The sequence below is a fragment of the Shewanella sp. TB7-MNA-CIBAN-0143 genome, assembly GCF_040310065.1.
Taxonomy (GTDB): Bacteria; Pseudomonadota; Gammaproteobacteria; order Enterobacterales; family Shewanellaceae; genus Shewanella.
Map to the genome: position 1 here is coordinate 1 of NZ_JBEOPL010000006.1, position 24,527 is coordinate 24,527.

Genomic DNA, 24,527 nt, shown 5'->3' on the forward strand with positions numbered 1-24,527 from the left:
TTGAGCTCTCATTGACCGCCCCCTCTATTTAATTATTGGATGATTTTAAGGGGTGACAACAATCCTGACACAGGGGGACTCTAAAACCATCTCTAAAGGGCTTAATTTTTCAAACAGTTCATTTCTACACACATTTAACAGCAGTGGCCAAATGCACTTAAATAACTCAAATATACCTTCTTGAGTACATAAATTTTCATAGTTTTCTTCTAACCATTTTTCAATGAATATTAAGTCTTCAATTCCTAGGAGTGCTTTACCGTAAAAAGCTAGTTTATCTGGTTCAACTTTAATTACAGATTTATAGATCAATTCAAAAGCTTCGATGAGTAAGAGCTTCTCTTTGTCAGAGCACAAATGATGAGCCAATGTTCCTTGAGCCAAATCTAAAAAGATAGTTTCATTATCAACTTCTGGTGCGTCTTTAAGAAAAGACATCATATAACTTTCAAGTGCATTGATTGTCTTTTTCTTACTATCTAGCTCAAATATCAAATCCTTTAAGTCTTGCCCTGTAATTTTATCCTCTATTGCAACTTTTATGCATAAATCTCTATAATGATTAGGGCTTTTGATAAACTCAATTGCTGTCAATTGTTTCCTGCCAACTATAATGGGTTCAATCAACCGTTTTAAGCTACTTACGCAGTCCTCTGAATTAGAAGGGTCTAATAGAGCTCTTACTTCTTTCCATCTTTTATCACCATCCCATGTAAGTCGTTCATCATATAGCTTTGTATTGGAAAAAATAACGCTGCCTTCAGTGTGATAACCCGATCTACCAGCCCTACCTATAAGGTTATGAAAATCTCTTGTGGATATTTTATTTATTCCCTGAGCTGTATTTGAAATAATTAAATACTTAATTGGAAGGTTTACACCTTGAGCTAGTGTTGAAGTACAAACAACAAGCGAAGCTTTATTATTCTCCATCGCCCATTCAGCAGACACTCTAAGACCATTTGGAATATTAGATCCATGAGGTAAAATACCTAAATCGATAGCTCTAGGGAATATACTCTTATCTGCAAAATGCTTTCGGCTTAAACTTGCAATCTTTGATAATTCTTGTTGATCACTATTAGATAGCGGAGGTGGTATTTCTAACCCTCTTGAATAATGATCTACAAGCGTTTTGCAAATGGATGTGATTATAGATTTCGTTCCACAAAATATAGCAGTTGGTGATTGTTGAGCCAATTTTATACCTAGATATGCAGATATAGCCGAGTTATCTCCTGTTTTTGGAAATATTCGGTCAACGCTTTCTGTACCGCGAGTTCCTAAATTTACTTGTTCTATTATTCTAGGAACAAAAAACTCCCTTTCTCCTATAAAATCTTTATCTATATATTGTAATTTACCTGTAGAACTAGCGAATGCTGTTGATCTAATAGTAGGTAAACAGTGAGTACCTTTAACCTCCGTCCCATTCTCGCCATACAACCAATCACCTATGGTTTCAGCGTTAGACATAACAGCCGAAATAAGTATGAGTTGAGAATCAACAGGGATATTTGCCTTTAAGGATGCCAGTAATAATTCATATGTAATTCCTCTAGAACCAGAATCAAACTGGTGACCTTCATCAAAAATTAATAAACCAATATTAGATGCTAATTCTGGTTCATGGCGAAGTAAATAAACTAATTTTTCTGGTGTTGTTATAATGACGGAACTACTAACATTATCATCATCCTCTATATTCAGCAGGTCATTAATCATTGCTAAATCATTGGGATTTAATTGTGGTACATCTTGTAGTTCATTGATTTTGATATTTTCATTTGAAAATGATTTTTTAAATGAATCAGCTATTTCCCTACATAAAGCTCTGAATGGGGCGACAACTACAGCTAAATTACTTCTTTTTGATAAAAAAGAGCTGCGTATAATTAATTCCGTTGATTTTGTCTTGCCTGCACTGGTTGGCATCTGGACAACAGCTGATTTCCCTTCAAAAACCCCATTCTCACCTAACAAACGTTGCGCGGGCCAAAACTCTTTTATGAAATCGTCTTTAGCTAGTGCTGATTTCCAAAGGTTAACTGTTAAACCTGTATATTTTGGAAGGCAAATTAACGATGAATATTTTAACTTTCTCTTCGCTATAGCACCCAATATATCTACAAGTAACAGCTCACGTGCATTTCCGCCTGCGTATACAGCTCCCCTTAATTTTTTTATTGCATCATCAAGTTGAGCAAATGGCACTTCTTGTTTGAAGCAATTAGTTATACTCGATGTAAAATATTCTAGCTCTTTTTCAAAATCGCAATTTTTTACGATATACCATTCATGCAGTAAATTTCCTTTTAATAGCCAAATCAAAATACCTTCGATATAGGAAGGTGTAAGGATATCAATGTCATAATCTACAGAATTTATTAAAACTAAAGAACTACCTGGCATATCAGCTAAGTAATAAGAGGCTGAACCTAATAAATTTAAATAGTTAGATAATGAGCTTTCTAATCTTGAATTGTTCAAAGAATCAAAATATTGGCTTACATCTATCAGTTGAGATTTTAAAGATATGTATTCTTCATTATTCTCATTTTTGGCTAAATGAGAAGCCTCTATAGCGGATAAATCACCTAGTATCCCAATAGTTAGTAAAAGTAACTTTTGAGGTTCAATCGTTAAATTAATATGATGCTCTTCTTCTACACCAAATTCATACATTTTCGCTTTAGATTTTGTAATAGACAGATATATTTTTGAGCTATGTTCAAGCTTCATCAGCAGCCCTTTGATATAAGAAATGAACTAAATCCATTAAAGCATCTCCCTTAATAACCAATAAACTTAAAGAAGAGTTATTAATATGCCCTGTGGTATCAGTTTTATTTAACTCTGTATCAGAGTACATTGTATTAGTTAAAACAGATGCAGCTCCGTATTTTTCTTTGTACGGATGATCTCCAATGTTTTGAAATCGCTGTACTTTAGGTACATCTTGTTGAAGACCCTTTAATTTTAATCGTTGTTTTATTGCATTAAGAGACTCTGCAATTCTAAAGCGATCTTTATTTGAGTCATTTACTGCTATCTGTAATCGATTTGAAGGTTTATTTCCAGTTAATGATCCTTTAACTTCATATATCATTAACTCATCATTCTTAGGTTTGCCATCAGCAGAAAACTTAAAACCAATTACATCAGAACCATTTTCAGATAAGTTTGGGTTCACTTTAAATTCATAACGAGTTCTTGGAACCCAGTAATTTAAATTAAACTCCAGAAAGTCAGATACAAGTATCTCGGTGAAATCCCCAGACCGTGTAGCGGGACCTGTTTTTTCATGGGGCGCTGTAATTTTTTGAACTGGGAGTTTTACTTTTAATAAGTACTCAGATCTAGATAGGCCAGTGCCTTCTCTTAATTCATCAATCTCTTTATCATCACAATAATGATTTCTGAAATGTTTCGCCCAGGCAGACATTGTAGCTTCGTCAGTCATATCTGGATTAAAAGTATAAATAGGGGCTTGCTTACCACAAGCTGTTGTTATTATCTCTCCTGTATTTTCTAACCATTTCAGATGTTTATTTGTCCATGGCATACTACTTTTCCTTTAATGGGCTTATCCAACGAGCAACAGGTAAGTTCAGGATAAATTAGATCTAAGTAAACGTTTTTAACGTCTTGTCATTCCCTACAACATTTAAATCAACCTATTTTCAAACTCACAATCTACACAATTCAAGGTGTAGGTTTCTTTGCGCTTAGTGACTTTGGTATTTTTACTCATGCATAGTGGGCATGGTAATTTCATCGATGTATTTTTACTGCACTGGTTACAGTTGATGTAGTAACCGAACTTGCCATACATCGGGGTGTATTGTGTTGATTCACCGCAATGTTTGCAGCTTATTATAGGTTGTTGGCCTGGCGCTAATGCGACAACCGCTGCTGGTGCAAGTATTGCGACAGTAGATTGAGCTAGAGCATTAATGGGCGCTAACGCTGGTTGAAGCTCTGGCTCAAGCTCTGGTTTTAGTTCTGGTCTTTTGGGTATCGCTTGGATTTGCTTTAGTTGTGCTGGAGCTGCGTCAACTTGCTGAGTATTTGAGTCGAGATGTTGGCTAATAAGAAATTGACCGATTGAATCGAGTTCCCGTTGGCTAAAGTCTGGTCGAGTGTCGGTGACGCTGACCAAGCGGAGCAATTTGTGTTTAAGATTCATGATATTTTTGAGTTCATCGACCAAAAACTCAGTTTTATACAGTTTGTCTGAAATCTCTTTGGGCATGGTTTTTCGGTCGATCACCGCATTACTGGATATCGCACATAAATAATGCCAGCAGCGTCCATTGAAGCCTTGCTGCTTTATACCCAGTAACTTGCTTAATATGTCATTCCTATGATGCATGAGCATTTCTTTCAATAAGGCTTGTTGCAGCTCAACTTGCTTGATGGGCGAAGACATACCTGACCATTGGCTGTTATAACTGCGTGTCCATTCGCCTTGGTTGTTCACTTTAACGTGACCTTTTATGCTTTTTGATTCAATGAGCACAAAGCCATAGGTATACACAATCAAGTGATCGATTTGAGCTGTTTCATTATTAAAGCTGAATTTGAAGTCGTTGATAACCAGTACTTCAGGGTTGTCTTTAAATGCGCGGCGTAAGAAGAAGGCCACATCCTGTTCTTGTTTTTGACCGGCAATCGTTTGCGGCGTTTTGGTCATTTTTAGTGTTTTAGTTTTAAGAATCATTTACCAACAGCATCCATTCATAACTTGATAATAATCAATCTCATAATATCTATGATGCTGATAAAAAAGCCAGTGTTAATTTTAAAAGTAGGGCGTAATCGATTCGATAGTGTAACAACATATACTTCTAACTCGTTTAGCGACTGCATATTAGTGGAGGCAGAATAAACTTTCTTTTTTGTCTAAATCGGTGATAACTGCATCGCTTCAACACTTAGGTGATTGATAAAAGCCTAAAGCCAAACTTCTTATAAAAGAGAAAGCCTCGATTCTTAACCGTATTGAGGCTTTTTGTTTTTCGCTTGTTGCTTAATATGTAACGGTTTTTTCGTTAAGTCTTATTAGGATGCGATGTGAACGATATTGGGCTCAAAGCTTTACTTATTTCACCAATAGTTAGTTAAATTCAGCATTATTTGTAAACACTCTAATTGAGTGAAGCTTAACTTGTTGAATTTTAATAGATTATTTTTGGCGCTGTATTTGCATTGTTATTTCATCTTGATCTATATAGGGAAATACAATGTTATTGGATATTCAATCACTTAGTCATCAATACCAAAGTGGGAAAAAGGCTAAGCCTGCAATCAAATCGCTGTCGCTGCAAGTTGAGCCGGGGGTTTTGGGGCTGTTAGGTCCTAATGGTGCGGGTAAATCTAGCTTGATGCGTATTCTCGCAACAATAACAAAACCAACCCATGGGAATATCTTCTGGCAAGGGCAAGATATTATTAAGTCACCTCAAGTATTGAGGAAAGAGCTGGGTTATTTGCCACAATATTTTGGGGTATATGATCAGTTATCCGGCATCGAATTTCTGCACTACATGGCTAGCTTAAAAGGGTTAGATAAATTAACCGCAAATCACACCATCGACGATTTACTTCATAAACTCAACCTAACGCACGCTGCGCATATGCCATTGAAAGGCTATTCTGGCGGCATGAAACAACGAATTGGTATTGCACAGGCTTTACTTAATGATCCCAAATTGCTGATTATTGATGAACCCACCGTTGGCCTTGACCCACAAGAGCGTGCCAATTTTCGCCAGTTATTAACCGAGTTGGCAGGTGAACGGTGCATTATATTCTCTACGCATATCGTGGCAGATGTTGAATCCATCGCAGACCGTATTGCGATTATGCACTCCGGGAGTTTAATTCAATCAGAATCACCACGTGCACTTCAAGATAAGATCGCTAATAAATGCTGGCAACTCATCGCAAATTTCAGTGAACTAAAGCAAATTCAGCATGAGTTTATTGTTGGCCATAGTGTGCGTAAAGACACCATGGTTGAACTCAACATTATTGCTGACAATTGCCCCGATGAAAGAGCCATTTCAAGAACTCCATCCTTAGAGGATGCTTACCTTTATTTTACCAGTCATCGACAAGCTCAAATTGGCTATGCGAGGGCAAGTTAATGAATCAAGTTTGGCAATGCATTGTCGCTGATTTTAAACAACGAACTCGCCAGCAAAGCTTTGTAGTAACACTTCTGGCGATGTCGGTATTAACATTACTTTTTTTCCCATCCCCTGATGCCCATTATCAAACGCTAGTGATTAATGGTTATCGTGGTATCTACAATAGCGCCTGGCTTGGTATATGCCTCGCGATGTTGAACGTGTTGTTTTTGCCTCTTATCTGTTTTTATCTGGTCAAAAATGCTCTTGAATTAGACCGACAATCAATGACCTGTGAACTCATCGCAGCAACCCCGATTAATAAACTGACTTTTTTATTAGCCAAGTGGTGCACAAGTGTATTTATTCTGTTTTCTATTGTGCTGGTTATGTTGCTGAGTAGTATTGGGATCCAGCTTTATTATGGTGAAAGTTATCAAATCGATCTTTGGGCGTTAGCATGGCCACAATTCGTTTTTGTATTGCCAATGCTATTGGCTATTGCCGCTATCGCGATAATGTTTGAGTCAATTAAGTGGCTTAGAGGCGGGTTAGGCAACGTCGTTTATTTTTTCTTATGGATTGGCTCTATTGTTCAAACCATTGAAAGCGTGTCTGGGATCGGAGCATTAGTCGACCATTTAGATGCAGAAGTCGCAGAGCGCTTTCCGCTACAGCAAGGTAATACTAATATAGGCATAAATATCAGTGATGAAACACGCGAAATAAATACCTTTGTTTGGCAAGGAATAGAGCCGACGATAATGCACCTTTGGGGAGCGCTGCCTTTGCTTCTTATTTGTCTTGGTTGTTTAGTGTTAGCGTTTATCTTTTTTGACCGTTTTAGCGCACACTCACTATCTGAAAACAAACCAGATTTATGGATGAATTTCACATTAAAAACCAAAGTGGTTAGCCTACTGGATAGTTTTTTTGTCACGTTAACTCAGCATTTCGCTTTTACTCGTTTATTAAGATTAGAGCTAAAATTAATACTCAAAGGCCATTCGGTATATTGGTTTATCGGTTTGCTGGTGTTGAATGGTATTCAGTTGTTTATCAGCCAGGATTTACTTCTCAGCATTTTTTTACCCATTTCATGGTTGTGGTGCGTGTTAGTGATTTCTCAGTTAGGCCAATTAGAAAAACAATCGAATACGGTAGAGCTGATGACTTACAGCAAACAATCCCCCATATTACAAAGCTTAGCCAGTTATTCAGCAGCATGGATGTTATTAGGCTTAGCAAGTATGGGAAGTGTGCTGCGCTTTACAGGAGGAGCTGAGTGGTTGTTGCTGGTTCAATTGATTATCGCCATTTCATTTACTGTATCTTTGGCCTATTTTTGTGGCACGTTTACAGGAACAAAACGGATGTTTGAAGTGCTTTATCCGGCACTTTGGTACATGGGGCCCATTCAAGCTGCACTATATGTCGATTTTTTTGGTGTGAATAGCCAAGCAAGTTGGCAGGCGGGTGTACCGTATTTATTTTTTGCTACTGCAATCGGTCTGCTGATGTTAACCGTTAGTGCTAAACGCACCCGCTAGCATATCAACATCAGTTTAATAGCCGGATAGTGGCTAGATAAATGATGAAAAAGTAATTAAGTCCATCCGCAGGAATGAGTGTAAACCTCGAATGTAGATTGTGGTTGTGTCGTCCATTTCAAATAGGTCATTAAAAATAAGTGGGGAAGAGTTAACTTTCCCCCACTATTTATCTCTGCTATTTACATCAAGTGAGCCTGATATTACTTGCGGGTAATTTTATCCAAATATCCCATGGCGAAGGCCGATAATACAAAGGTGATGTGGATGAGCAAATACCACATGATTTTGTCGTTATCTATATTGATTTCTATCAATCTTCGGGTCAATTTCACAGTCTGTAGTGATTACATTTAATCAGCAAATCACGAAATAATCGTATAGTGTAACAACTTACACTTTAACTCATTTAACAACCTAGACACTGTGAAGGTGTACTATGTTACACTTTTAACTGAAGCAAAAGAGTAAATCACTATAAAGTGTAGCAAAGTACACTTTGGACTAACGTTATGGCATCTGCACTCAATCAACAATCCTTGGGCTTACTCATTAAAGAAACCAGAAACAACGCAGCACTGACTCAAGATGTGGCGGCGATGATGTGTGGCGTGACCAAAAAGACCTTAATCCGTGTTGAGAAAGGCAATGATGTTTATATCTCGACAGTGTTTAAAATTCTTAATGGTCTGGGGATTAGTATTGATGTCGCGCAGAATCATAACGCTGATCCTAAAGTGTGGTACTAATCGATAGTAAATAAAAAGCCCTGATGCTGTTATGTATCGGGGCTTTTTATTTTGTGATGGATTGTTATTTACGGGTAATTTTATCCAAATATCCAATGACGAAGACCGATAAGACTGATATTTATCTCGTATTCATAAGTGTAGGTCGAATTTATTTTTCTTAAATAAGCGTTCAATTTGTTGTTTGGCGTTTTATTTAAGTTTAGTCAGCCAAGCATTTAAAGGATGTTATGTAAACATGCGATTATTGAGTTATATAATGCTCAATACGTAGTGTTATGGCTCATTGCTGAGTATTATACAACTCAATAATAAACCGGCCCGATAGCTTTTGAGTATTATATGACGTATTAGCTATCAGCGTAGCAATCTTCTAATTATCCAAATTAACGACAAGAACAAACAACCAAATGAGTTTTATAGTACTCAGTAATTGAAGGTGATAACAATTATTGAGTACTATAAGTTACTTTTATTGAGATTTTACATGTTTTTGAGTACAATAGTGTTCATTAAGTATAAAAAAGAGTATTCAATGGAAGATATTAATCTTGAAAATTTAAATGAACTAACTGTACAAGCTTTCATTGATAACTCATGGAAGGATATTGCGAAGATTACATTCCCGAATAATGCTGATTACACATTTGACGCTACCGAAGTCGATTATGAACTTGACTATATAATTGCTAATCTTTCTGCGGATGATCACCATGCAGTATCTATAAATCACCCTGTTGAATTTTATTTTGATGACAATGGACAACAAGGTTGGTTGAAGTTCATTGACGACATCATCCCTAGTGGCTCAAGCCGAAAGTACTGGCTGACTCAAATAGATACAGATGGGATGTCAGCCAATCAACAAAAGTTCGTGTTGCTAGCATATGGCACTATTTCTCCCATTGGAAATTTGCGTATCAAAGAATCTATAGAAGCAGTTAATAGAGTTCCTAATCAATACTTTGAAGTTTCAGACGTAGCAAGTAGAGGTGCAGACTTTTTGAGTTACGCACAAACTCGGGGGGCCGCTGCTGGTGGAGCTACTGGAGCAGGTGGAGAAGCCCCAAAACTGCTACTAAGACGTAGCAAAAACGATGTCGTGTGGATAGATACCTATCAAGACAATACAAATATTGATGATATGTATTACCTCGTTAAATTCCCAAGAGGGAATAGAAGGGGAGTTAATGATGCGGTATTAGTTGCCGAATACCACTATTATCATGAGTTAACCGCTATGGGTTTTAGTACTATACCTGTAGCAGACATGAAACTAGAAAAAGGTGAAAACTATCATTCACTTTGGTTGCCAAGGTTCGATATAGAGACTCAAGTAGATGGGACTACCAAACGTTATGGTATGGAATCTGTGTACTCAATGTTAAAAAAACCGCCAGCTACTATTCTAGATCATGGTGAGACAATACGTGAGTTGGTTGACCTGATCACTCAGAGTAATACAGTCAAAGAGAAGCACCTGCATTTTGATGTTGAGGCATTTATTATTGAATGGGTTCGCCGTGACTTATTAAATATTGCGTTTGGTAATAGCGATAACCACGGACGAAATACTTCATTCTATAAAGATGACAAGGGTATAAGGTTAACCCCCATTTATGACTTTGCGCCTATGAAAGCTGATCCAGATGGTATACCAAGAACAACGAAATGGGCTGCTCCAGATCTTGAACTTGGTGGTAAATTTAATTTTATTGAGATTGCCTACTCCTTAAGTGATTTAATTGATCCAGAACTATTGATAAATGAACTAAGGACAACAGCACATCAACTAGTCGGTTTAAAGCAAAGGCTAATCGATCGTGGTGTTCCTGATCAAATAGTGAATATGCCAACATTTGGGTTTGATTTTCTAGATGAAAAATTGAAACAATGGGAATTATTATGAAAAAGAAAAATTTAACGAATACAGTTAACTTCTTAAAAAAACATAATTCTGATAGCAATATGAAATTTAACAGCGAGGGGGAACGTATACAGACTAGAAGCGACCAAATTATAACGAATCGAGTTGATAACAGCGTTGTCCATATGACAGTTGGAGATGCTGGAAAACCCGTTGTTGTTCAGAGAGGCCCGCTCCCTAGATTGGAGGGAGCTCCTAGAGGTAAGTCATTTGCAAGCGATGTAACATCTAGTGATAAAACTCAAACTAGGCAACGTTCGTCTACGAAAACGGCTATTAAGGATGCTAAGTTACGTAGGGCAGTTATTAATAATGTTATAACTAAATTACTATTTTCTAACATTACACAAGGAGATGCCTTAATTCAGTTACGCATACAGGTGCTCGGTTTGAACCAAGAAAAATATGCAAAGTTAGTTAACGTTTCTCGTAAAAAGCTTTCTGATATAGAAAATAATAGAAGCAACCCAAGCGTTGTGGTTTTGAATAAAGTGTTTAAGCCTTTTGGTTTAAACGTAGGTTTGATCCCAATCTCACCCACGGTATTGCAAAATGTTCTAGATGATGGTGACTTTGTTAGGTATTTGCCCGAGTAAGGTAAATGTTTGCTCCTAAAATAGGTTGATGATTTTTATTAAGCTTGTTGGATCTCCCAACTGGCTATTTTATGCACTTCGTTTGGGGTTTCATTCTAAATCAGTGAGGCAGAGTAAACTTTCTGCCCCACGATATTGTCTATGCCATTTCCACGACGTAAATCTGCTATTACTTGCGTGTAATTTTATCCAGATATCCCATGGCGAAGGCCGATAACACGAAGGTGATGTGGATGAGCAAATACCACATGATTTTGTCGTTAGCGATATTTTCGGCATTCATAAATACTTTGAGTAGGTGAATAGACGAAATCGCCACAATAGATGCGGCTACTTTGTTTTTTAGCGAGCCTGCATCCATCTTGCCAAGCCAGTTGAGTTTTTCACTGCCTTCACCCACATCGAGTTGTGAGACGAAGTTTTCGTAACCTGAAAACATCACCATGATGAGTAGACCACCGACTAAAGTGATGTCGATTAACGATAGGGTGATTAGCACCAAATCGACTTCTTTTATCGAGAAAATATTGGGGATAATATGAAAGATCTCTTGAAAGAACTTTATGCCTAAGGCGAATAAGATTAGGCTTAATCCCAAATAAATCGGCGCCATGATCCAGCGTGATGCATACATCAATCTTTCAAACACTTTTTCCATTAAAAATTAATCCTTCAGATAAAATAGGTAAAAATAACTCAAGTCACTCATTCTAAAACAATAACAAAATGAACGTTAACTGCGCCGACATGCAGTGGCACACGTGATGATGTGTTGCCTGTATACTTTGCATAATGCACAGTGTATTGCATTATGTTCTTAGTGGTCGATATTTAGTGAGGGCAGAGTAAACGTTATTGCCGTCTAAATCACCTATTGTCTATTCATCCCAGACGTTTTTAATCTAAGCCTCAGGTTTATTGATTATACTGTTTTGCTTGGGTATGTATTTCAACACTTAAAAGAGAGATCTATCATTATGGATAAACCTACCAACGCGCCTCGTAAAATGCCTTGGGTTGCGATAAGTGTCATAGCATCCATAGTATTGCTGTTTGGGCTGTTGTTAATGCTGATGCCCAAGGGGTTTACGTCTAATCTTGAACAAATTGGTACGGGCAAACCTGCGGTAGTATTTGTTTATGATCCTAACCTTGTTTCAAGTATCACCCAAACAGAGCAGATGAATGAAGCTCGATCTCATCTTGGTGATAACGTGTACTTTCTGCTTGCTAGAACAGCAACGCCTGAGGGCGATGCGTTTATCGCCAAGCATAACGCACGAGTAACTGAACTATTCCTCTTTGACTCAGCAGGAAGCCTAATTAAAAGACAGCGTGCGGTGATAGATGCGAATGAGCTGATGCGATGGGTACGTTAGTCATTTTAGCGTGATCGCCATCTGTGATTAGCGTGATCGCCATCTGTGATTAGCGTGATCGCCATCTGTGATTAGCGTGAGATTAAGTGAGGGAGTCAGTGGAGAGAGTAAGTGGGTCTGCTTAAACGTTTCATCTGACTTAAAGCCGCAATAACTGCGTTGCTTCAACACTATTTTATAAAGCCTCGATATTTAATTGTATTGAGGCTTTTTAATAGCTGAACTAATCAACAGTGTATGAAGCTACACTTTATGGCTAGTTTACGGCTTTGCGCCCTGAAAGTGTATGTAAGTACACTTTTTTGGGGCATGCGAGATCCCAATAAACTATTTCCTAAACTGTTCAGTACAAAATTCTTATTCATTGATGATTACCCAAAAGGCCCTGTTATTAAACGGCGTAGCGGCTTCTTTAAGTATTTTAGTGAGTGAAGGCTTGTTAGATTATAGCTGTTAGCGAATTTTCATTTCAGATTACTTATTTCTCATGCTTTATTTCTCACTCCTTATTTCTCAATCGTGCGATTTGATATATGATGCGCCACCCTAAATTTGCCTATGTCGCCGATCCCTTTTTATGTCTACCAATGCCCTTTATACCGATTTGTCCGCTTATTACGATTTAATGTGTTGTGACATTAATTACCAGCAGCAAAGCAATAGCATAGTGCGCTTGCATCAGTTTTTGGGTAACAGTGGTAAACAGCATTTAGATTTAGCCTGTGGAACGGGGCCTCATGTTAGGCATTTTATCGATTTAGGTTTTCAAAGTAGTGGCCTCGATATCAATCAACCCATGCTCGATATTGCTATGCGTCGTTGCCCTGAAGCGCAGTTTAGTTTGCAAAATATGACTGAGTTTTATGTAGAAGAAAAACTCGATTTAATTACCTGCTTTTTGTACTCCATTCACTATTCTCCAGGTATCGAGGCACTTAAAGCCTGTATTGCCAGTGTGCATAAGGCATTAAATACCGGCGGCTTGTTTTGTTTTAACACCGTTGATAAACATAAAATCAATAACAAGGCGTTAGTGAGACACAGTGCCGAATTTGAAGATAGTCAGTTTGTGTTTGAATCGGGTTGGCATTATAGCGGTGAAGGTGAGATGCAGTCGCTCAATCTAAGTATTGGTAAAACTCAGTCTGATGCGACGCAGTTATGGCAAGATTCGCATGCGATGGTCGCCACTAGTTTTACTGAACTTGAAGCATTGTTAAGCCCGTATTTCGATATTCAAATATTTGAACACGATTACGACAAAATCATCCCTTGGGATTTGGCTTCCGGCAATGCCTTGTTTGTGTGTACGAAACGTGAGATTTAGTGGTTAAGTTTTTAGCTGCTATTCACTAAGGTTTTTAAGCGATAATGCTGATAAGCCGGAATGAAACGTTGATCTTTAGACTATAAATAAGTGGTTCAGACTAATACTTTTAAACATGGACCATTAAACTGCGAAAGTCGAATTGGAGTGAGTGGATTCAATTTAGTCGCATGCCTGTGGAACTTCACCAGCTTTCAAATACCGATTTTTATAGGCTAGAATGTATAAAAATCGGTATTTGAATGTGGTCAGCCATCATCATTAACAATGGCTGTTGATGGAGTTTTACTGCGCGGTATCAGTAAATTCAGCTTGAACCTTGTCTAATTCTTGCTGATTTTTAAGCTCAACTTGTTGCTGTTTTTTAATGCTGACTTCTTCTACAAGTGCCGCTTGTCTTTCTTTAAGGCTGTGTTTCTCATCTTTGGTCAGAAACTTAAACGCTTTTTCATTGGCAAGTGCATACGCAACGACATCTTCGCCTTTTACTCTGCGTTCATCCACTCGTTTTGAAAAACGATCGTTATCTCGAGCTTTACGCTCTTCGGCATTTAACTTACTCATTGGTGTATCCTCATTAGTTAATCACGGTAGGGTTCACTACGCTCAGTCAAACAAATGAGAATTGCACATTCATAAAGCTGATCGGCGCATTTTAGCATAAGTTGGCTTGTTAGCCTGTAATACATGGTGCCTGAGTAACTTTATCATCTGTTGGTGGTTTCTAGAGTCGGTTCTGCTGTCGGTTACCTATAACGATCAATCATTAAAGCTATTTAATGCCATTGCGATGTTGTGAGTGGCTTGTTTGGCGCGCGGGCTGAGTTTTGTGATTGAAATAAAGCCATGCATGCAATCGTCATAATGTTGGTGTTGTGTATTGATGCCTGCCGCTTTTAGGCGCTGGGCATACGCAATACCATCGTCCCTTAATGGATCGAACCCAAGGGTTAATATGTAGCTTTTTGGCGATTCGCTAATGTCTGCTGCTTGCAGTGGACTCACTAATGGCAGAGTGACTTCGTCGAGAGAGTGTAAATATTTTAACCTGAAATAATCCATTAAATCGCGGGTGAGTATTAATTGTTTATTGAAACGGCGATAAGACTCGGTTAAGCCTTGTAAATCTACCATTGGGTAGATCAAAAACTGAAATGCGGGTGTTACTTTTGCCTGTACTGGCAGCGATGTTTGCAGTGAATGTAAACCGATGATACACGCTAGATATCCGCCTGCGCTGTCACCACCCACGCCTACGTGCTGTGGATTAATATTAAGTTGTTGATGGTTGGCATTGATATAGTTCCACGCTTCGATAGCATCACAAATCGGGATGGGGAATTTATGTTCTGGAGCCAGTCGATAATCGACTGAGATAATGTTCATGTTGCCATGTTTAGCCAGATAGCGGCAAAAGTGGTCATGAGTGTTAATACTGCCAATAACGCCGCCGCCACCGTGAAAGTACACTAAGGTTTTTTGAGGCTTGGTGGAGCTAGGATGGTAGATGCGAAGCTTTATTGTGCTATTGCTGTCATTACCGTTATTGCTGTTATTACTAGTACTAGTAACGCTGGCGCTATGTTCGTTCAAAGGAATAGTGCCCATAAAAGGAGTGCCAGCGCTCACTGGAACCGTTAAATTAATCACCTTATCCATTTCAATTTTAGTCAGCCCAAGTACTCGGTCCATCGCTAGAAATACATATCTGAATAATGTAACTGGTAACTTGTATAACGGCGCTAATGATAACCACTTGGCGACCATTAATTGTTTCGCTTCAAGCTTGGGCGCTTGTAGACGTTTGCCTTGTAGCGGTTCGTCTTGTGGTAGTTCGTTTTGCGACGGCTTGTCAGATGATGATTTATCTTGTGACAATGGTGTTGGCTTATTATCGTTATCCATTTTTATAGCCTTGTTATTATTGTTAACTGATTAGAACCGCATGTTTTATCGACTTAGCCACTTCATCGCTAGGCGATTGATAAATGCCGGTGATACGTTACTTAATCTATGTAATAGGCCATAAAAAACACTGACCGTTCTATGGGTTTTAGGCTGTTTCACTTGTTTAGCAATCACTGCGACTACGTGTTCAGCAGTGATGTTCACGCCGAGTCGTTGCATGACTTTGGCGCTGTTTTTCTGTGCCTTAAGCATATTGGTTGCCACAAAAGGTGGCATAACATCGCATACACTGATGCCGTACTTTTTCCACTCAAGTTCCAGCGCCTCGGTAAGGGCTTTTACGGCAAACTTACTGGCCGAATAGCTGGCTAATTCTGGTACACCATAATCGCTGCTGGCTGATGACATGTTGATAATAGTACTTGTGCCATTGTTGTGTAGATATGGCCATGCAGCATGGCATAGGTTCATTACTCCAATGACATTGACACTTAATGTGCGCTGATGTTGTTCGATAGGGATTTCTTCAAAGGAGCCTATTTTCAATATGCCGGCATTATTAACTAATATGGCCAGGCAGTTATTATGTTCAGCACAAAATTTAGCCATAGCGTGTTGTACTTGTGAAAAATCACTGACATCCAGTTGAAACAACCTTATTCGAGTTCTATCCCATATATCGGTGGCTTGTGTTAATTGCGCCAAATTGATGTCGGCCATACCGACCCAGTAGCCCTTTTTGTGAAAGTGTTTTGCCGTCGCTAAGCCAATGCCGGAAGCTGCGCCGGTAATAAATATAGTGTTTTTATTCATCATAAACCTAGTTGTTTCTAGTATGAGTCAATCAGCACGAGTGAATCAATACGGGTGGATATGTAAGGGTGAAAGGTGGATAAGCCAACTAAAATGATCGGGTATTAAGGTGTTCCATCTGCGGCTGTTTCATTTCATCAACCCATCGTTGCCAGGTGTAGGGCCATAAAATTGGGTCGCCATCGGCATCTAAATACCAACTTTGGCATCCTCCAACCCAGCTAGTGCCTTTTAACCCTTCCTTTACGTAGGCATTAAAGTCGTCAATGGCTTGTTGCTTGGCTTCAAACTCATCAAATTCATGCTCACGCCATTTATCGATCAGTTTAATAACGTAGTTAGTTTGAACCTCGCTCATGGCGATAACCGAAAAATTACCAATAGGTGTGTTGGGGCCGAGCATTAAAAAAAAGTTAGGGTAGTCGCTGAGTAACATTGATCGATAGGCTTTGATTTTATGAGCCCAGGCTTTATCAATGTGCAAATTGTTGCGCCCAATGAGATTCATTGGGCGCATAAAATTAAATGCATTAAAACCGGTCGATAATACCAATACATCGAGGTCGTGATGTTTACCGTCTTTAGTGATAATGCCTGTTTCAGTTATGCGCTCAATGCCTTCTGTTATTAACTCAGCATTGGGTTTTTGAATGCCTTTATAAAAGGTGGTGTTGATAATGACCCGTTTGCAGCCTACTTGATAATGAGGTCGTAGCTTTTCGCGTAAGGTTTGGTCTTTAATGCTTAATCGTAAGTTGGCTTTACACAAAAAATTTAACGCATGCTTTTGGATAAAGTGTCCCGTGACTGCTTTGGTAAAAAAATGTTCTAGAAAAAACTTGCCCATATTGCGATGAATTTTGGTGATGATGGGAAAGCGAGCCATTAACTTTCTGTTGGTTTTTGAAAAGGTAAAATCGGGCAGGTGCATTAGCCATTGTGGTGTGCGCTGAAAAACTGACACCTTAGCTCCGGTTGTAATCAGTTCGGGTATGGCTTGTGCGGCCGTTGACCCAGTACCGATAACTCCAACCCGGGTTGAGGCGGATATGTCGACGTCATGATTCCATTGGGCAGTATGGAATGTTGTGCCTTTAAAATCTTTTAATCCGGGAATGTCTGGAAATTGTGGATGATGCAAAATGCCGGTGGCGCACACAATAAAATCGGCAATATAGGTTTGCTGTTGGCTGGTTTTTACCGTCCATTTGCCATTGGCATATTGTGCATCGGTAACGGCTTCGTTAAAGCGAATGTCTCGTTTAACATCATATTTATCTGCTACGTGCTCAAAGTATTGTTTAATCTCTGGTCCATGGGCAAAAAAGCGGCTCCAATTTGGATTAGGTTCAAATGAATAGGTATACATGTGAGCGGGTACATCACAAGCAGCTCCAGGGTAGGTATTTTCTCGCCACGTTCCGCCCACGCAGTCTTTTTTCTCCAGTACTACAATATCGGTGATGCCAGCTTGGCGCAGTTTAATGTCCATTAAGATGCCTGTCATACCTGCACCAATGATCACCACAGTAGGATTTCGTTTCACTTGGGTCATGACGCCCTCTATTATTGTTATGGTTTTTTATTAACGAGCTTGGTTGTTGTTAGCTTTTGTTATTCGTCATCGCTATTTTTACTTGTTACGTTGAGCATTAATTTCTGGATAACGGATCATTCAAAAGTTGTTAATAAATTGTATTATCTATCCAGCATAGGAAACTATTGTTCATTGATCTACGCGCTAAAGGGACGTATATTTGTGATTTTAAGACATGGCAGCCCTCAGTTATGACATTTCGCAGCATTACCAGTGTGCAAATTATTGTTTCCTATGGCATTGAGCTGGGCATTGAGCAAGAGCGGTTGCTGCAAGGGTCTGGTTTGACGGGGGCCCAATTAACCGACCACGAGCAACTGGTTGAAGGAAAAAAAGAATTACAGGTGTTAAATAACCTAATGCTCAATACTTCATGCCCATTCAAGGTTGGAATGGAGCTGGGTTGCCGTTATCACCTGACCAGTTATGGCATCATGGGTTATGCTCTATTGGCGAGCAGCACTGCGAGAAAGGCGATTGAATTAGGCTTACGTTATCTAGATTTAACCTATGTTTTTTCACAAATAACATTAACTGAGCTTAAAGACGATTTATCTCTAAGGTTCTCATGTGACATTCCTGGAGAGTTAGGCGAGCTGGTGTTAGTTAGAGACATGTTGGGCGCTGCGATGATCCAACGAGAAGTATTTGAAAGTAACGACTTACCGATAAAATTGCAGTTTACGTCGCCCCAGCCCGCAGGCTTGTCGCTCAATGATATAAAGCAAAAACTGGGTGCTGAGATTGAGTTTAATGCCAGTTATAACGGTTTTACTGGATTAGCACCGCTATTAGATCTGCCATTATTAAAAGCCAATGAAGCCACCGCCAGATTATGTGAGGCGCAATGCAACCAGCTACTGCAACAAAAGCAAAACTGGAAACCTGTTGCTAAGTTGGTAAAAGACACCTTAGTACACTTAGGCTTAACAGCATCAATGGAAGATATCGCCCAGCATTTAGCTCGAACGACTCGCACTTTACATCGTCAACTCACACTAGAACAAACCAGTTGGCGCCAAGTGCGTGACGATGTTCGTTTTGGCATAGCCGAAGCGCTATTATTAACGCCGATGCAACTTGATGAAATAGCCGAACGCCTTGGTTTTAGTGATGGGGCTAATTTTAGTCACAGCTTTAAACGCTGCAAAAATATGACCCCAAGCCAGTATCGAAAGCAGGCGAAAAAATAACGATAGTCACCTGTGACACATAGATAAAGACTAGCCAGAACCTTATATCTCAAGCCTAGAATCTAAAGGCTCATACCTAGGGTCTAGGATTTAGCACCCTAGTGCCCAAGCAAGCGGCTGTTAGCCAGAACCTGCTTTCTATGACTCCATCACCTCATGTTTAATTACAGAACTGCCTTTCACATGGAACCCCATCGTTATTTCCGTCCATTTGTGTGCCTGGGCAGTTACGGATATAAAAGGTTGCTTCTTCACAAGATGTCATCTGACTGCAGTGTGTTTTACCGGCTTCGCATCTGAACTGTGGTTGTAGATTGATTGAGCTTGGTTTTGATACGGTTGGTGTCCACTCCATCTGTTCAACATTCTCATTGGTCAGCACTGGCGTAGCGGTCATTTTTTGATATTGTTTATAACCGAAAATACCAACCCCAAGCAGGATAATAAGCATGATTACGCGGCCAAGCACGGGGCTTGAACGGTAGTTTTCGTCTTGATGAGATGGGCTGTTTCGATGATGTTGACCAGTGTGAGAAGCTGGACGGGTTGTATTAGACACAACTGCGACGCCTTCAATACTGGCTTTTACGGCTTTGACTTTGCCATCGGGTTGGTTTTCGCGATGAAATAGTATCTCATCGCCAACAATGGGCTTTCTTGCCATGTGTTTTAGGGTTGAAATATGAATAAACACATCTTGATTTTCACCGGTTTCTGGCTTGATAAAACCAAAGCCTTTTTCGGTATTCCAACGAACCAACGAGCCTCTTTCCATGGCGATACCATATCCTTGATAGTCATTAAGTTAATAAAAATCATGATGTAGAATCATGCTTTTAAATCAGTAACATAATACCTATAACTACAGTGTTTTAGCCAGTAATTTGATTGAGTTTATAGATAGAGTCATAAAATATATCCGCTACGCTTACCTGCTAAGGTAAAAACTGAATTGATATCTACTTGGGCAAATTATCAACTGGCTACAACAAAAGCGTGGTGTTATTTAAGATTAAGTTTAACGTGTATATAGGCAGGATTATTTTTAATGAATTGACCAAAAGTGAAAATAGAAGGGGCCACCGATGAATGATGAACAATACCAAAAAGGGCTAGAGGTACGTCGCCAGGTGATGGGGGACGCTTATGTCGATAAAGCGCTTAGTAATGTCAGTGATTTTACTCAACCATTGCAAGCGTTAGTCACTGCAAATTGTTGGGGTGAAGTCTGGGTGCGTGATGTTATTTCTAAGCAAACGCGCAGCCTAATCACTATTGCAACATTGGCAGCATTAAAGGCGCCAACTGAATTAAAGGGCCATGTTCGAGGGGCATTACGTAATGGATGTTCTATTGAAGAAATTCAGGAAGTATTGCTGCATTCAACCGTTTATTGTGGCATGCCGTCTGGTATTGAGGCTTTTCGGGCTGCTAAAGAAGCCATCGAGGAATGGCAGCTAGAGAATAGCTAGCTGAATGAGATGCTTATGGTATTTTGCTTTGGGTAAAATGAGGGTACAGTAATCACATTAGCTTTTTAATGCTGTGAATTATTATTTGAATTTGGCAACAAGCAATCCTTTTGCCATTTGGCTGCGTATAAAAGAATCGGATATTTATAAACAAGGATTACAGATGCGTTTTTTAATGATTATTGCCGCTTTACTGCTGAGTGCTTGTAGCACCAGTTATCCCAATCAGTCTATTACAGGGCAAGATTTTCCATCGGTAACAGGTCAAACACTTGAAAACGAGTCGATGGCTTTACCTGAGGATTTACAAGGTAAATTGTCGCTGTTGTTGATTGGTTACAAGCAAGATTCACAGTTTGATATTGATCGCTGGTTGATTGGCTTAGACATGACTCAAACTCAAGTGTCGGTATATGAAGTTCCGACTATTCAGGGATTGTTTCCTAGAATGTTCAGCCCTCTGATTAATAATGGCATGCGTGCAGGCATACCCAAGCCATTATGGAAAGGCGTGGTCACCATCTATAAAGATGGCGACCAAGTACAAGCCTTTACCGGTAATGAAAATCCCAATAATACTCGAGTCGTGCTGCTCAATGAGCAAGGTACAGTGATTTACTTTTATGACCAAGGCTTCTCTGTCGATGCGCTCAATCAGTTAAGAGCTCTGCTGTAGTTATTAGCTCAATGACTCGCCCATAGGCTCAGTTAATCGCTCGTGGTAGTACTGAGTTTTTTTGGGCGCAGTAGCTGAATTAATGTTGGCGCGATAGAGGCTAAAATCATTCCACTCATTAATAAATATTGGTGTGATGTATATGATTCGCCTATTAATACTAGGCCACAGACGATGCCCGCTATCGGATTGGCAATGCCGCCAAATGTGAAGTCGACCACAGACATACGTTGCAGTAACCACACATACATACTGTAACCGAGTACGGTGTTGAGCAATATTATCCAGCTTATACCGAAGCCATTGGTCAGGCTAAATTGGCTGACCACATTGAGATATTGTTGTGGTGAAAATAGCGCTTGAATACCAGCGACAACGAATAGCAATGTACCGCCGATAATCAATTGCCAGGTGAGTATCGTCCACCAATGAATGCGCGACCCTAACGCTTTGGTCATTGTGCTGCCGATAATTATGCAGCTGATTGCGGCAAACATTGCGACTAATCCTATGGGGTTTAAGCTAATGGAGCTTGGGTCAAACAGCATCCAAGCTAAGCCAATTAACACCGCGCCAGAAAGTGCTTGTAGCAAATTAGGACGTTTTTTACTGACTACCCAATGAAATAACATCGCAAAAACAGGCACTGAAATCATCCCGATACCAGAAATAGCCGATGGCAGCGTCAGTGCCATGATAAAAATCAAACTGAAAAACACCGCAATGTTAATAGCACCGAGTTTAATTAAAATAGACCAGTCGGCTTTGTGCGGTAGGCTCGGTTTAATCGCCAGTAGAATCAGTCCTGCAGGCAGCGCACGAAGGGCACCGAGTAATAATGGTGGCCAGTCTGGCAAAGTAAGCTGGGTCATCGCATAAGTGGTACCCCAAAAAAATGCAGGGATCATGGCCAGTAAAATATTCATAAACTACCTTTGTATTAAATATCTTTATGTAAAGATAAGTGCTAATTCTGGACTGATAAGTTATTTTTGTAAAGTACCTTTTTATGAAGTATCTTTATATTAAGTTTTTAAGTTATGTTTTGAGTGCAAAATGATAAGGGTGAGGTATGGAGGATATTGATAGAGTCGTAGCGCAATGGGGCGAACAAAAGCCGCATTTAGATACCGAGCCAATGGCGATTCTTGGGCGTTTTTTGCGTTTGCAAAAACATATTGAGGCTGAAATATCAACTTGTCATAAGCAGTTTGACCTGACCATGGGTGAGTTTGATGTGCTGGCGACATTAAGACGTAATGGTAAACCTTACACCTTAACCCCTTCGAAATTATTATCGTCGATGATGTTAACGTCTGGCGCGATGACAAATCGTTTAGACAAGCTTGAATCTAAAGACTTAATTGCACGCGTACACAGCACTGAAGACAGGCGCAGCGTATCGGTAGCTTTGACTAACAAAGGCCTTGCCACAATAGATGAAGCGATTGAGGAGCACGTACGCATTCAACACAAACTGGTGGCAAGCCTTTCAGATTCTGAACTGCCCGAGCTCAACCAATTGTTCAAAACCTGGTTAGCTGGTTTTGAAGGCAATCAATAGCGATTGTGATCGGATAAATCAAAAACGGCCAGCATCTTAAGATACTGGCCGTTGTTGTTTGTGCATTTTTAATGGCTTAGTACTTATGGTTGTAGCTGCGCTTTTGCTGCTTCAACTTTAGAAAAATCTAGTCCTAACTCTTCAACTGCTTCTTTGATTAAGGCTGGGTTTTGCATCACCATGCCCATCAACTGTTGTAGCTTTTCTGCAGGAATACCTAATTGACCAATAGTTGCCATTGCTGCGAATGGGTTTTCAGTTAACGTCTGGAACAACTCATTAATTTGTACGTCACTGATATTGTGTTCTTTGAAGATGGCAAGAATCGGGTTCATTGCTATACCTTGTAATGTTAATGGACTAAGTTGTGATTTTATCACGTTTTCACAATACTGGTGCAAGCCTCATTATCTATTCATGATAACTGTCGATATGATTGATGTAATGTTTAAGGCCTCTGAGCAGCCGCCACGATTAACGTCAGTTTAGTTATTCAGTCTCGTCTCTATGCTTCATGACTCTATCTTAATTGCCCTGTCTTATTACTCTGTATTAATGCTCTGAAACATAGCAACTACGTGAAATCACTACATTCATAGAGCGCAGTATTGCTGTAATAATTCATAGGCTTATTAATGCCTGCTTGGTGTTCAGTTGAGGGATTATAGTGATAGTTCATCATGCCTATATTAACGGTGGTGAATTATTGATTGAGTTTACAATATTGGCGTTTATACTAAGCCCTATATGGCATGGTGCTGTATGTTTTGTTTAACTACACGGATGTTTTATATGGATATTGTTACCCTTTGTATTGCCGTTGTTATTTCTCAACCATTAATTGTGTATTTGGCATTTTATAAAGATACCGGTCTGACAACGAAAAAAAACGAGTTTTATCAATCCTTTTTAGTTATTCCCCCCAGCTTTGCTTTCTTCTATCTAGACCAATATTGGTATGCGTTAAGTTTACTGGCTGCAGTCACGTTATTCGGTCTGCTATTGGCCAAAATGGTTAATCATAAGGCAAGTCATCCTATTGTTCGCGATGATCTCATCTCATTCGGTATTGCGTGGTTGATAATATTCGGCATAGGCCATTTTATTGCAAGTTTGTTTACAGACTCAAGTCCAGACATCGCTGTAACACCAGAAGTTACGGCGGTAACAATACAACAAGGAATGTACTCCGCATTATCAATTTCACTGCTTTATTTAGCGATTATGCTGGTGGTATTTTTTGTCCGAGTCTTAGAGAGAAAATATATAACCAAAGAAAAATTTAGCGACTTTTTGCTACTCATTTGTAGTGTTATCGGTGGCGCGCTTCCCGTCATGGGCGACTATTTTATGTTGAGTATGATGCTAAACTTTTTTATCTTGTTTTATATCAGTGGAATGATTATTCGCTTAGATGAGACAGGTCCTTCTAGTGGGGCCGTTGGTTTTATTTTTGGCTATTTATTTATGATGGGTGCAGGAGTTTGTCTGTTGATCAAAGGTGGAGCTTGGTTGTTTGGTTAAAACGATTTCCTTGGATTAATACCGAGCCATCAACGAGGTAGGATCCCTTAAGCTTTTAGCTAAATATTCACTGGAAATGTCGGCACAAGTTGACTTAATGACGAGTTTTACTGTCCTT

23 protein-coding genes and 1 pseudogene are annotated in these 24,527 nt (G+C 39.4%); 12 read left to right on the forward strand and 12 right to left on the reverse strand.

All coding sequences use genetic code 11. The annotated features are described in order from the left end of the window. Positions 1-45: 45 nt before the first annotated feature. From AAEY97_RS06375 to AAEY97_RS06385, 3 genes are all read right to left on the reverse strand, one after another. Positions 46-2,742 (reverse strand): DEAD/DEAH box helicase, encoded by a 2,697-nt coding sequence (locus AAEY97_RS06375; protein ID WP_350997415.1) that lies wholly within the window; start codon positions 2,740-2,742, stop codon positions 46-48. Next, positions 2,732-3,565: a Hachiman antiphage defense system protein HamA gene (locus tag AAEY97_RS06380; protein ID WP_350997417.1), complete on the reverse strand. Its 834-nt coding sequence runs from the start codon at positions 3,563-3,565 to the stop codon at positions 2,732-2,734. Before AAEY97_RS06380 ends, AAEY97_RS06375 begins: the two co-directional genes overlap by 11 nt. Positions 3,566-3,667: 102 nt before the next feature. Then, positions 3,668-4,723 (reverse strand): nuclease-related domain-containing protein, encoded by a 1,056-nt coding sequence (locus AAEY97_RS06385; protein WP_350997420.1) that lies wholly within the window; start codon positions 4,721-4,723, stop codon positions 3,668-3,670. Between the two features lie 523 nt (positions 4,724-5,246). Here AAEY97_RS06385 and AAEY97_RS06390 point away from each other — a divergent pair. Then, positions 5,247-6,152, forward strand: a complete 906-nt coding sequence (locus AAEY97_RS06390; RefSeq protein WP_350997422.1) for an ATP-binding cassette domain-containing protein — start codon at positions 5,247-5,249, stop codon at positions 6,150-6,152. Continuing rightward, on the forward strand, positions 6,152-7,684 hold the full coding sequence (locus AAEY97_RS06395; RefSeq protein WP_350997425.1) for a hypothetical protein: 1,533 nt from the start codon (positions 6,152-6,154) through the stop codon (positions 7,682-7,684). Before AAEY97_RS06390 ends, AAEY97_RS06395 begins: the two co-directional genes overlap by 1 nt. A gap of 203 nt (positions 7,685-7,887) precedes the next feature. Here AAEY97_RS06395 and AAEY97_RS21590 read toward each other — a convergent pair. Further along, positions 7,888-7,989: pseudogene (locus AAEY97_RS21590) on the reverse strand (TIGR00645 family protein); the annotation flags it as partial. Between the two features lie 207 nt (positions 7,990-8,196). On the opposite strand from AAEY97_RS21590, the gene AAEY97_RS06400 reads away from it, so the two are divergent. The 3 genes from AAEY97_RS06400 (at position 8,197) to AAEY97_RS06410 (ending at position 10,956) form a co-directional block, all read left to right on the forward strand. Further along, the gene (locus AAEY97_RS06400; protein ID WP_350997428.1) at positions 8,197-8,433 is read left to right on the forward strand and encodes a helix-turn-helix domain-containing protein; all 237 of its coding nucleotides are present in this window, start codon (positions 8,197-8,199) and stop codon (positions 8,431-8,433) included. Positions 8,434-8,968: 535 nt separating this feature from the next. Further along, positions 8,969-10,342: a type II toxin-antitoxin system HipA family toxin gene (locus AAEY97_RS06405; RefSeq protein WP_182743810.1), complete on the forward strand. Its 1,374-nt coding sequence runs from the start codon at positions 8,969-8,971 to the stop codon at positions 10,340-10,342. Next, positions 10,339-10,956, forward strand: coding sequence for a helix-turn-helix transcriptional regulator (locus tag AAEY97_RS06410; RefSeq protein WP_350997431.1), 618 nt, complete (start codon positions 10,339-10,341; stop codon positions 10,954-10,956). Before AAEY97_RS06405 ends, AAEY97_RS06410 begins: the two co-directional genes overlap by 4 nt. Before the next feature lie 169 nt (positions 10,957-11,125). Here the strand turns inward: AAEY97_RS06410 and AAEY97_RS06415 are convergent, their stop codons facing one another. Next, positions 11,126-11,614, reverse strand: coding sequence for a TIGR00645 family protein (locus AAEY97_RS06415; RefSeq protein ID WP_162024000.1), 489 nt, complete (start codon positions 11,612-11,614; stop codon positions 11,126-11,128). Positions 11,615-11,933: 319 nt separating this feature from the next. Between AAEY97_RS06415 and AAEY97_RS06420 the strand changes: the two genes are divergently transcribed. Both AAEY97_RS06420 and AAEY97_RS06425 read left to right on the forward strand, forming a co-directional pair. Continuing rightward, complete coding sequence (locus AAEY97_RS06420; protein WP_197708399.1) at positions 11,934-12,335, forward strand: hypothetical protein; 402 nt, start codon at positions 11,934-11,936, stop codon at positions 12,333-12,335. Between the two features lie 577 nt (positions 12,336-12,912). Next, the gene (locus AAEY97_RS06425; protein ID WP_350977596.1) at positions 12,913-13,662 is read left to right on the forward strand and encodes a class I SAM-dependent DNA methyltransferase; all 750 of its coding nucleotides are present in this window, start codon (positions 12,913-12,915) and stop codon (positions 13,660-13,662) included. Between the two features lie 285 nt (positions 13,663-13,947). Here the strand turns inward: AAEY97_RS06425 and AAEY97_RS06430 are convergent, their stop codons facing one another. From AAEY97_RS06430 to AAEY97_RS06445, 4 genes are all read right to left on the reverse strand, one after another. Continuing rightward, entirely contained in the window at positions 13,948-14,226 is a 279-nt protein-coding gene (locus tag AAEY97_RS06430) for a hypothetical protein (protein WP_011639067.1), read from the reverse strand. Positions 14,227-14,421: 195 nt separating this feature from the next. Next, entirely contained in the window at positions 14,422-15,567 is a 1,146-nt protein-coding gene (locus tag AAEY97_RS06435; RefSeq protein WP_350997435.1) for an alpha/beta hydrolase, read from the reverse strand. 45 nt (positions 15,568-15,612) lie between these two features. Then, positions 15,613-16,386 carry an SDR family oxidoreductase gene (locus AAEY97_RS06440; protein WP_350997438.1) on the reverse strand — a complete coding sequence of 258 codons (774 nt, stop codon included), beginning with the start codon at positions 16,384-16,386 and terminating at the stop codon, positions 15,613-15,615. A gap of 85 nt (positions 16,387-16,471) precedes the next feature. After that, a complete protein-coding gene (locus tag AAEY97_RS06445) occupies positions 16,472-17,938 on the reverse strand; it encodes a flavin-containing monooxygenase (RefSeq protein WP_350997440.1) in 1,467 nt (488 codons plus the stop codon). A gap of 233 nt (positions 17,939-18,171) precedes the next feature. Here AAEY97_RS06445 and AAEY97_RS06450 point away from each other — a divergent pair, with 233 nt between their 5' ends. Beyond that, positions 18,172-19,173, forward strand: coding sequence for an AraC family transcriptional regulator (locus AAEY97_RS06450; protein ID WP_350997443.1), 1,002 nt, complete (start codon positions 18,172-18,174; stop codon positions 19,171-19,173). Between the two features lie 160 nt (positions 19,174-19,333). On the opposite strand, the gene AAEY97_RS06455 is transcribed toward AAEY97_RS06450, so the two are convergent. Then, a complete protein-coding gene (locus AAEY97_RS06455; RefSeq protein WP_350997446.1) occupies positions 19,334-19,948 on the reverse strand; it encodes an excalibur calcium-binding domain-containing protein in 615 nt (204 codons plus the stop codon). 310 nt (positions 19,949-20,258) lie between these two features. On the opposite strand from AAEY97_RS06455, the gene AAEY97_RS06460 reads away from it, so the two are divergent. Continuing rightward, a complete protein-coding gene (locus AAEY97_RS06460; protein WP_350997449.1) occupies positions 20,259-20,645 on the forward strand; it encodes a carboxymuconolactone decarboxylase family protein in 387 nt (128 codons plus the stop codon). 163 nt (positions 20,646-20,808) lie between these two features. Further along, positions 20,809-21,321: a hypothetical protein gene (locus tag AAEY97_RS06465; protein ID WP_162024411.1), complete on the forward strand. Its 513-nt coding sequence runs from the start codon at positions 20,809-20,811 to the stop codon at positions 21,319-21,321. 32 nt (positions 21,322-21,353) lie between these two features. Here the strand turns inward: AAEY97_RS06465 and AAEY97_RS06470 are convergent, their stop codons facing one another. Next, positions 21,354-22,247, reverse strand: a complete 894-nt coding sequence (locus tag AAEY97_RS06470) for a DMT family transporter (RefSeq protein ID WP_350997453.1) — start codon at positions 22,245-22,247, stop codon at positions 21,354-21,356. Positions 22,248-22,393: 146 nt separating this feature from the next. Between AAEY97_RS06470 and AAEY97_RS06475 the strand changes: the two genes are divergently transcribed. After that, the gene (locus AAEY97_RS06475; RefSeq protein WP_350997456.1) at positions 22,394-22,885 is read left to right on the forward strand and encodes a MarR family winged helix-turn-helix transcriptional regulator; all 492 of its coding nucleotides are present in this window, start codon (positions 22,394-22,396) and stop codon (positions 22,883-22,885) included. Positions 22,886-22,968: 83 nt separating this feature from the next. Here AAEY97_RS06475 and AAEY97_RS06480 read toward each other — a convergent pair whose 3' ends face one another. After that, the gene (locus AAEY97_RS06480) at positions 22,969-23,220 is read right to left on the reverse strand and encodes a DUF2999 family protein (protein ID WP_101085033.1); all 252 of its coding nucleotides are present in this window, start codon (positions 23,218-23,220) and stop codon (positions 22,969-22,971) included. A gap of 457 nt (positions 23,221-23,677) precedes the next feature. On the opposite strand from AAEY97_RS06480, the gene AAEY97_RS06485 reads away from it, so the two are divergent. Beyond that, positions 23,678-24,409 (forward strand): hypothetical protein, encoded by a 732-nt coding sequence (locus AAEY97_RS06485; RefSeq protein ID WP_350997459.1) that lies wholly within the window; start codon positions 23,678-23,680, stop codon positions 24,407-24,409. Positions 24,410-24,527: the final 118 nt, after the last annotated feature.

Coding starts and splice junctions, on each gene's coding strand:
- AAEY97_RS06455 (WP_350997446.1), bottom strand. CDS start 19,948: ATGGAAAGAGGCTCGTTGGTTCGTTGGAATACCGAAAAAGGCTTTGGT.
- AAEY97_RS06395 (WP_350997425.1), top strand. CDS start 6,152: ATGAATCAAGTTTGGCAATGCATTGTCGCTGATTTTAAACAACGAACT.
- AAEY97_RS06400 (WP_350997428.1), top strand. CDS start 8,197: ATGGCATCTGCACTCAATCAACAATCCTTGGGCTTACTCATTAAAGAA.
- AAEY97_RS06380 (WP_350997417.1), bottom strand. CDS start 3,565: ATGCCATGGACAAATAAACATCTGAAATGGTTAGAAAATACAGGAGAG.
- AAEY97_RS06390 (WP_350997422.1), top strand. CDS start 5,247: ATGTTATTGGATATTCAATCACTTAGTCATCAATACCAAAGTGGGAAA.
- AAEY97_RS06450 (WP_350997443.1), top strand. CDS start 18,172: ATGACATTTCGCAGCATTACCAGTGTGCAAATTATTGTTTCCTATGGC.
- AAEY97_RS06410 (WP_350997431.1), top strand. CDS start 10,339: ATGAAAAAGAAAAATTTAACGAATACAGTTAACTTCTTAAAAAAACAT.
- AAEY97_RS06440 (WP_350997438.1), bottom strand. CDS start 16,386: ATGATGAATAAAAACACTATATTTATTACCGGCGCAGCTTCCGGCATT.
- AAEY97_RS06475 (WP_350997456.1), top strand. CDS start 22,394: ATGGAGGATATTGATAGAGTCGTAGCGCAATGGGGCGAACAAAAGCCG.
- AAEY97_RS06405 (WP_182743810.1), top strand. CDS start 8,969: ATGGAAGATATTAATCTTGAAAATTTAAATGAACTAACTGTACAAGCT.
- AAEY97_RS06470 (WP_350997453.1), bottom strand. CDS start 22,247: ATGAATATTTTACTGGCCATGATCCCTGCATTTTTTTGGGGTACCACT.
- AAEY97_RS06435 (WP_350997435.1), bottom strand. CDS start 15,567: ATGGATAACGATAATAAGCCAACACCATTGTCACAAGATAAATCATCA.
- AAEY97_RS06430 (WP_011639067.1), bottom strand. CDS start 14,226: ATGAGTAAGTTAAATGCCGAAGAGCGTAAAGCTCGAGATAACGATCGT.
- AAEY97_RS06420 (WP_197708399.1), top strand. CDS start 11,934: ATGGATAAACCTACCAACGCGCCTCGTAAAATGCCTTGGGTTGCGATA.
- AAEY97_RS06445 (WP_350997440.1), bottom strand. CDS start 17,938: ATGACCCAAGTGAAACGAAATCCTACTGTGGTGATCATTGGTGCAGGT.
- AAEY97_RS06425 (WP_350977596.1), top strand. CDS start 12,913: ATGTCTACCAATGCCCTTTATACCGATTTGTCCGCTTATTACGATTTA.
- AAEY97_RS06465 (WP_162024411.1), top strand. CDS start 20,809: ATGCGTTTTTTAATGATTATTGCCGCTTTACTGCTGAGTGCTTGTAGC.
- AAEY97_RS06485 (WP_350997459.1), top strand. CDS start 23,678: ATGGATATTGTTACCCTTTGTATTGCCGTTGTTATTTCTCAACCATTA.
- AAEY97_RS06385 (WP_350997420.1), bottom strand. CDS start 4,723: ATGATTCTTAAAACTAAAACACTAAAAATGACCAAAACGCCGCAAACG.
- AAEY97_RS06375 (WP_350997415.1), bottom strand. CDS start 2,742: ATGAAGCTTGAACATAGCTCAAAAATATATCTGTCTATTACAAAATCT.
- AAEY97_RS06415 (WP_162024000.1), bottom strand. CDS start 11,614: ATGGAAAAAGTGTTTGAAAGATTGATGTATGCATCACGCTGGATCATG.
- AAEY97_RS06460 (WP_350997449.1), top strand. CDS start 20,259: ATGAATGATGAACAATACCAAAAAGGGCTAGAGGTACGTCGCCAGGTG.
- AAEY97_RS06480 (WP_101085033.1), bottom strand. CDS start 23,220: ATGAACCCGATTCTTGCCATCTTCAAAGAACACAATATCAGTGACGTA.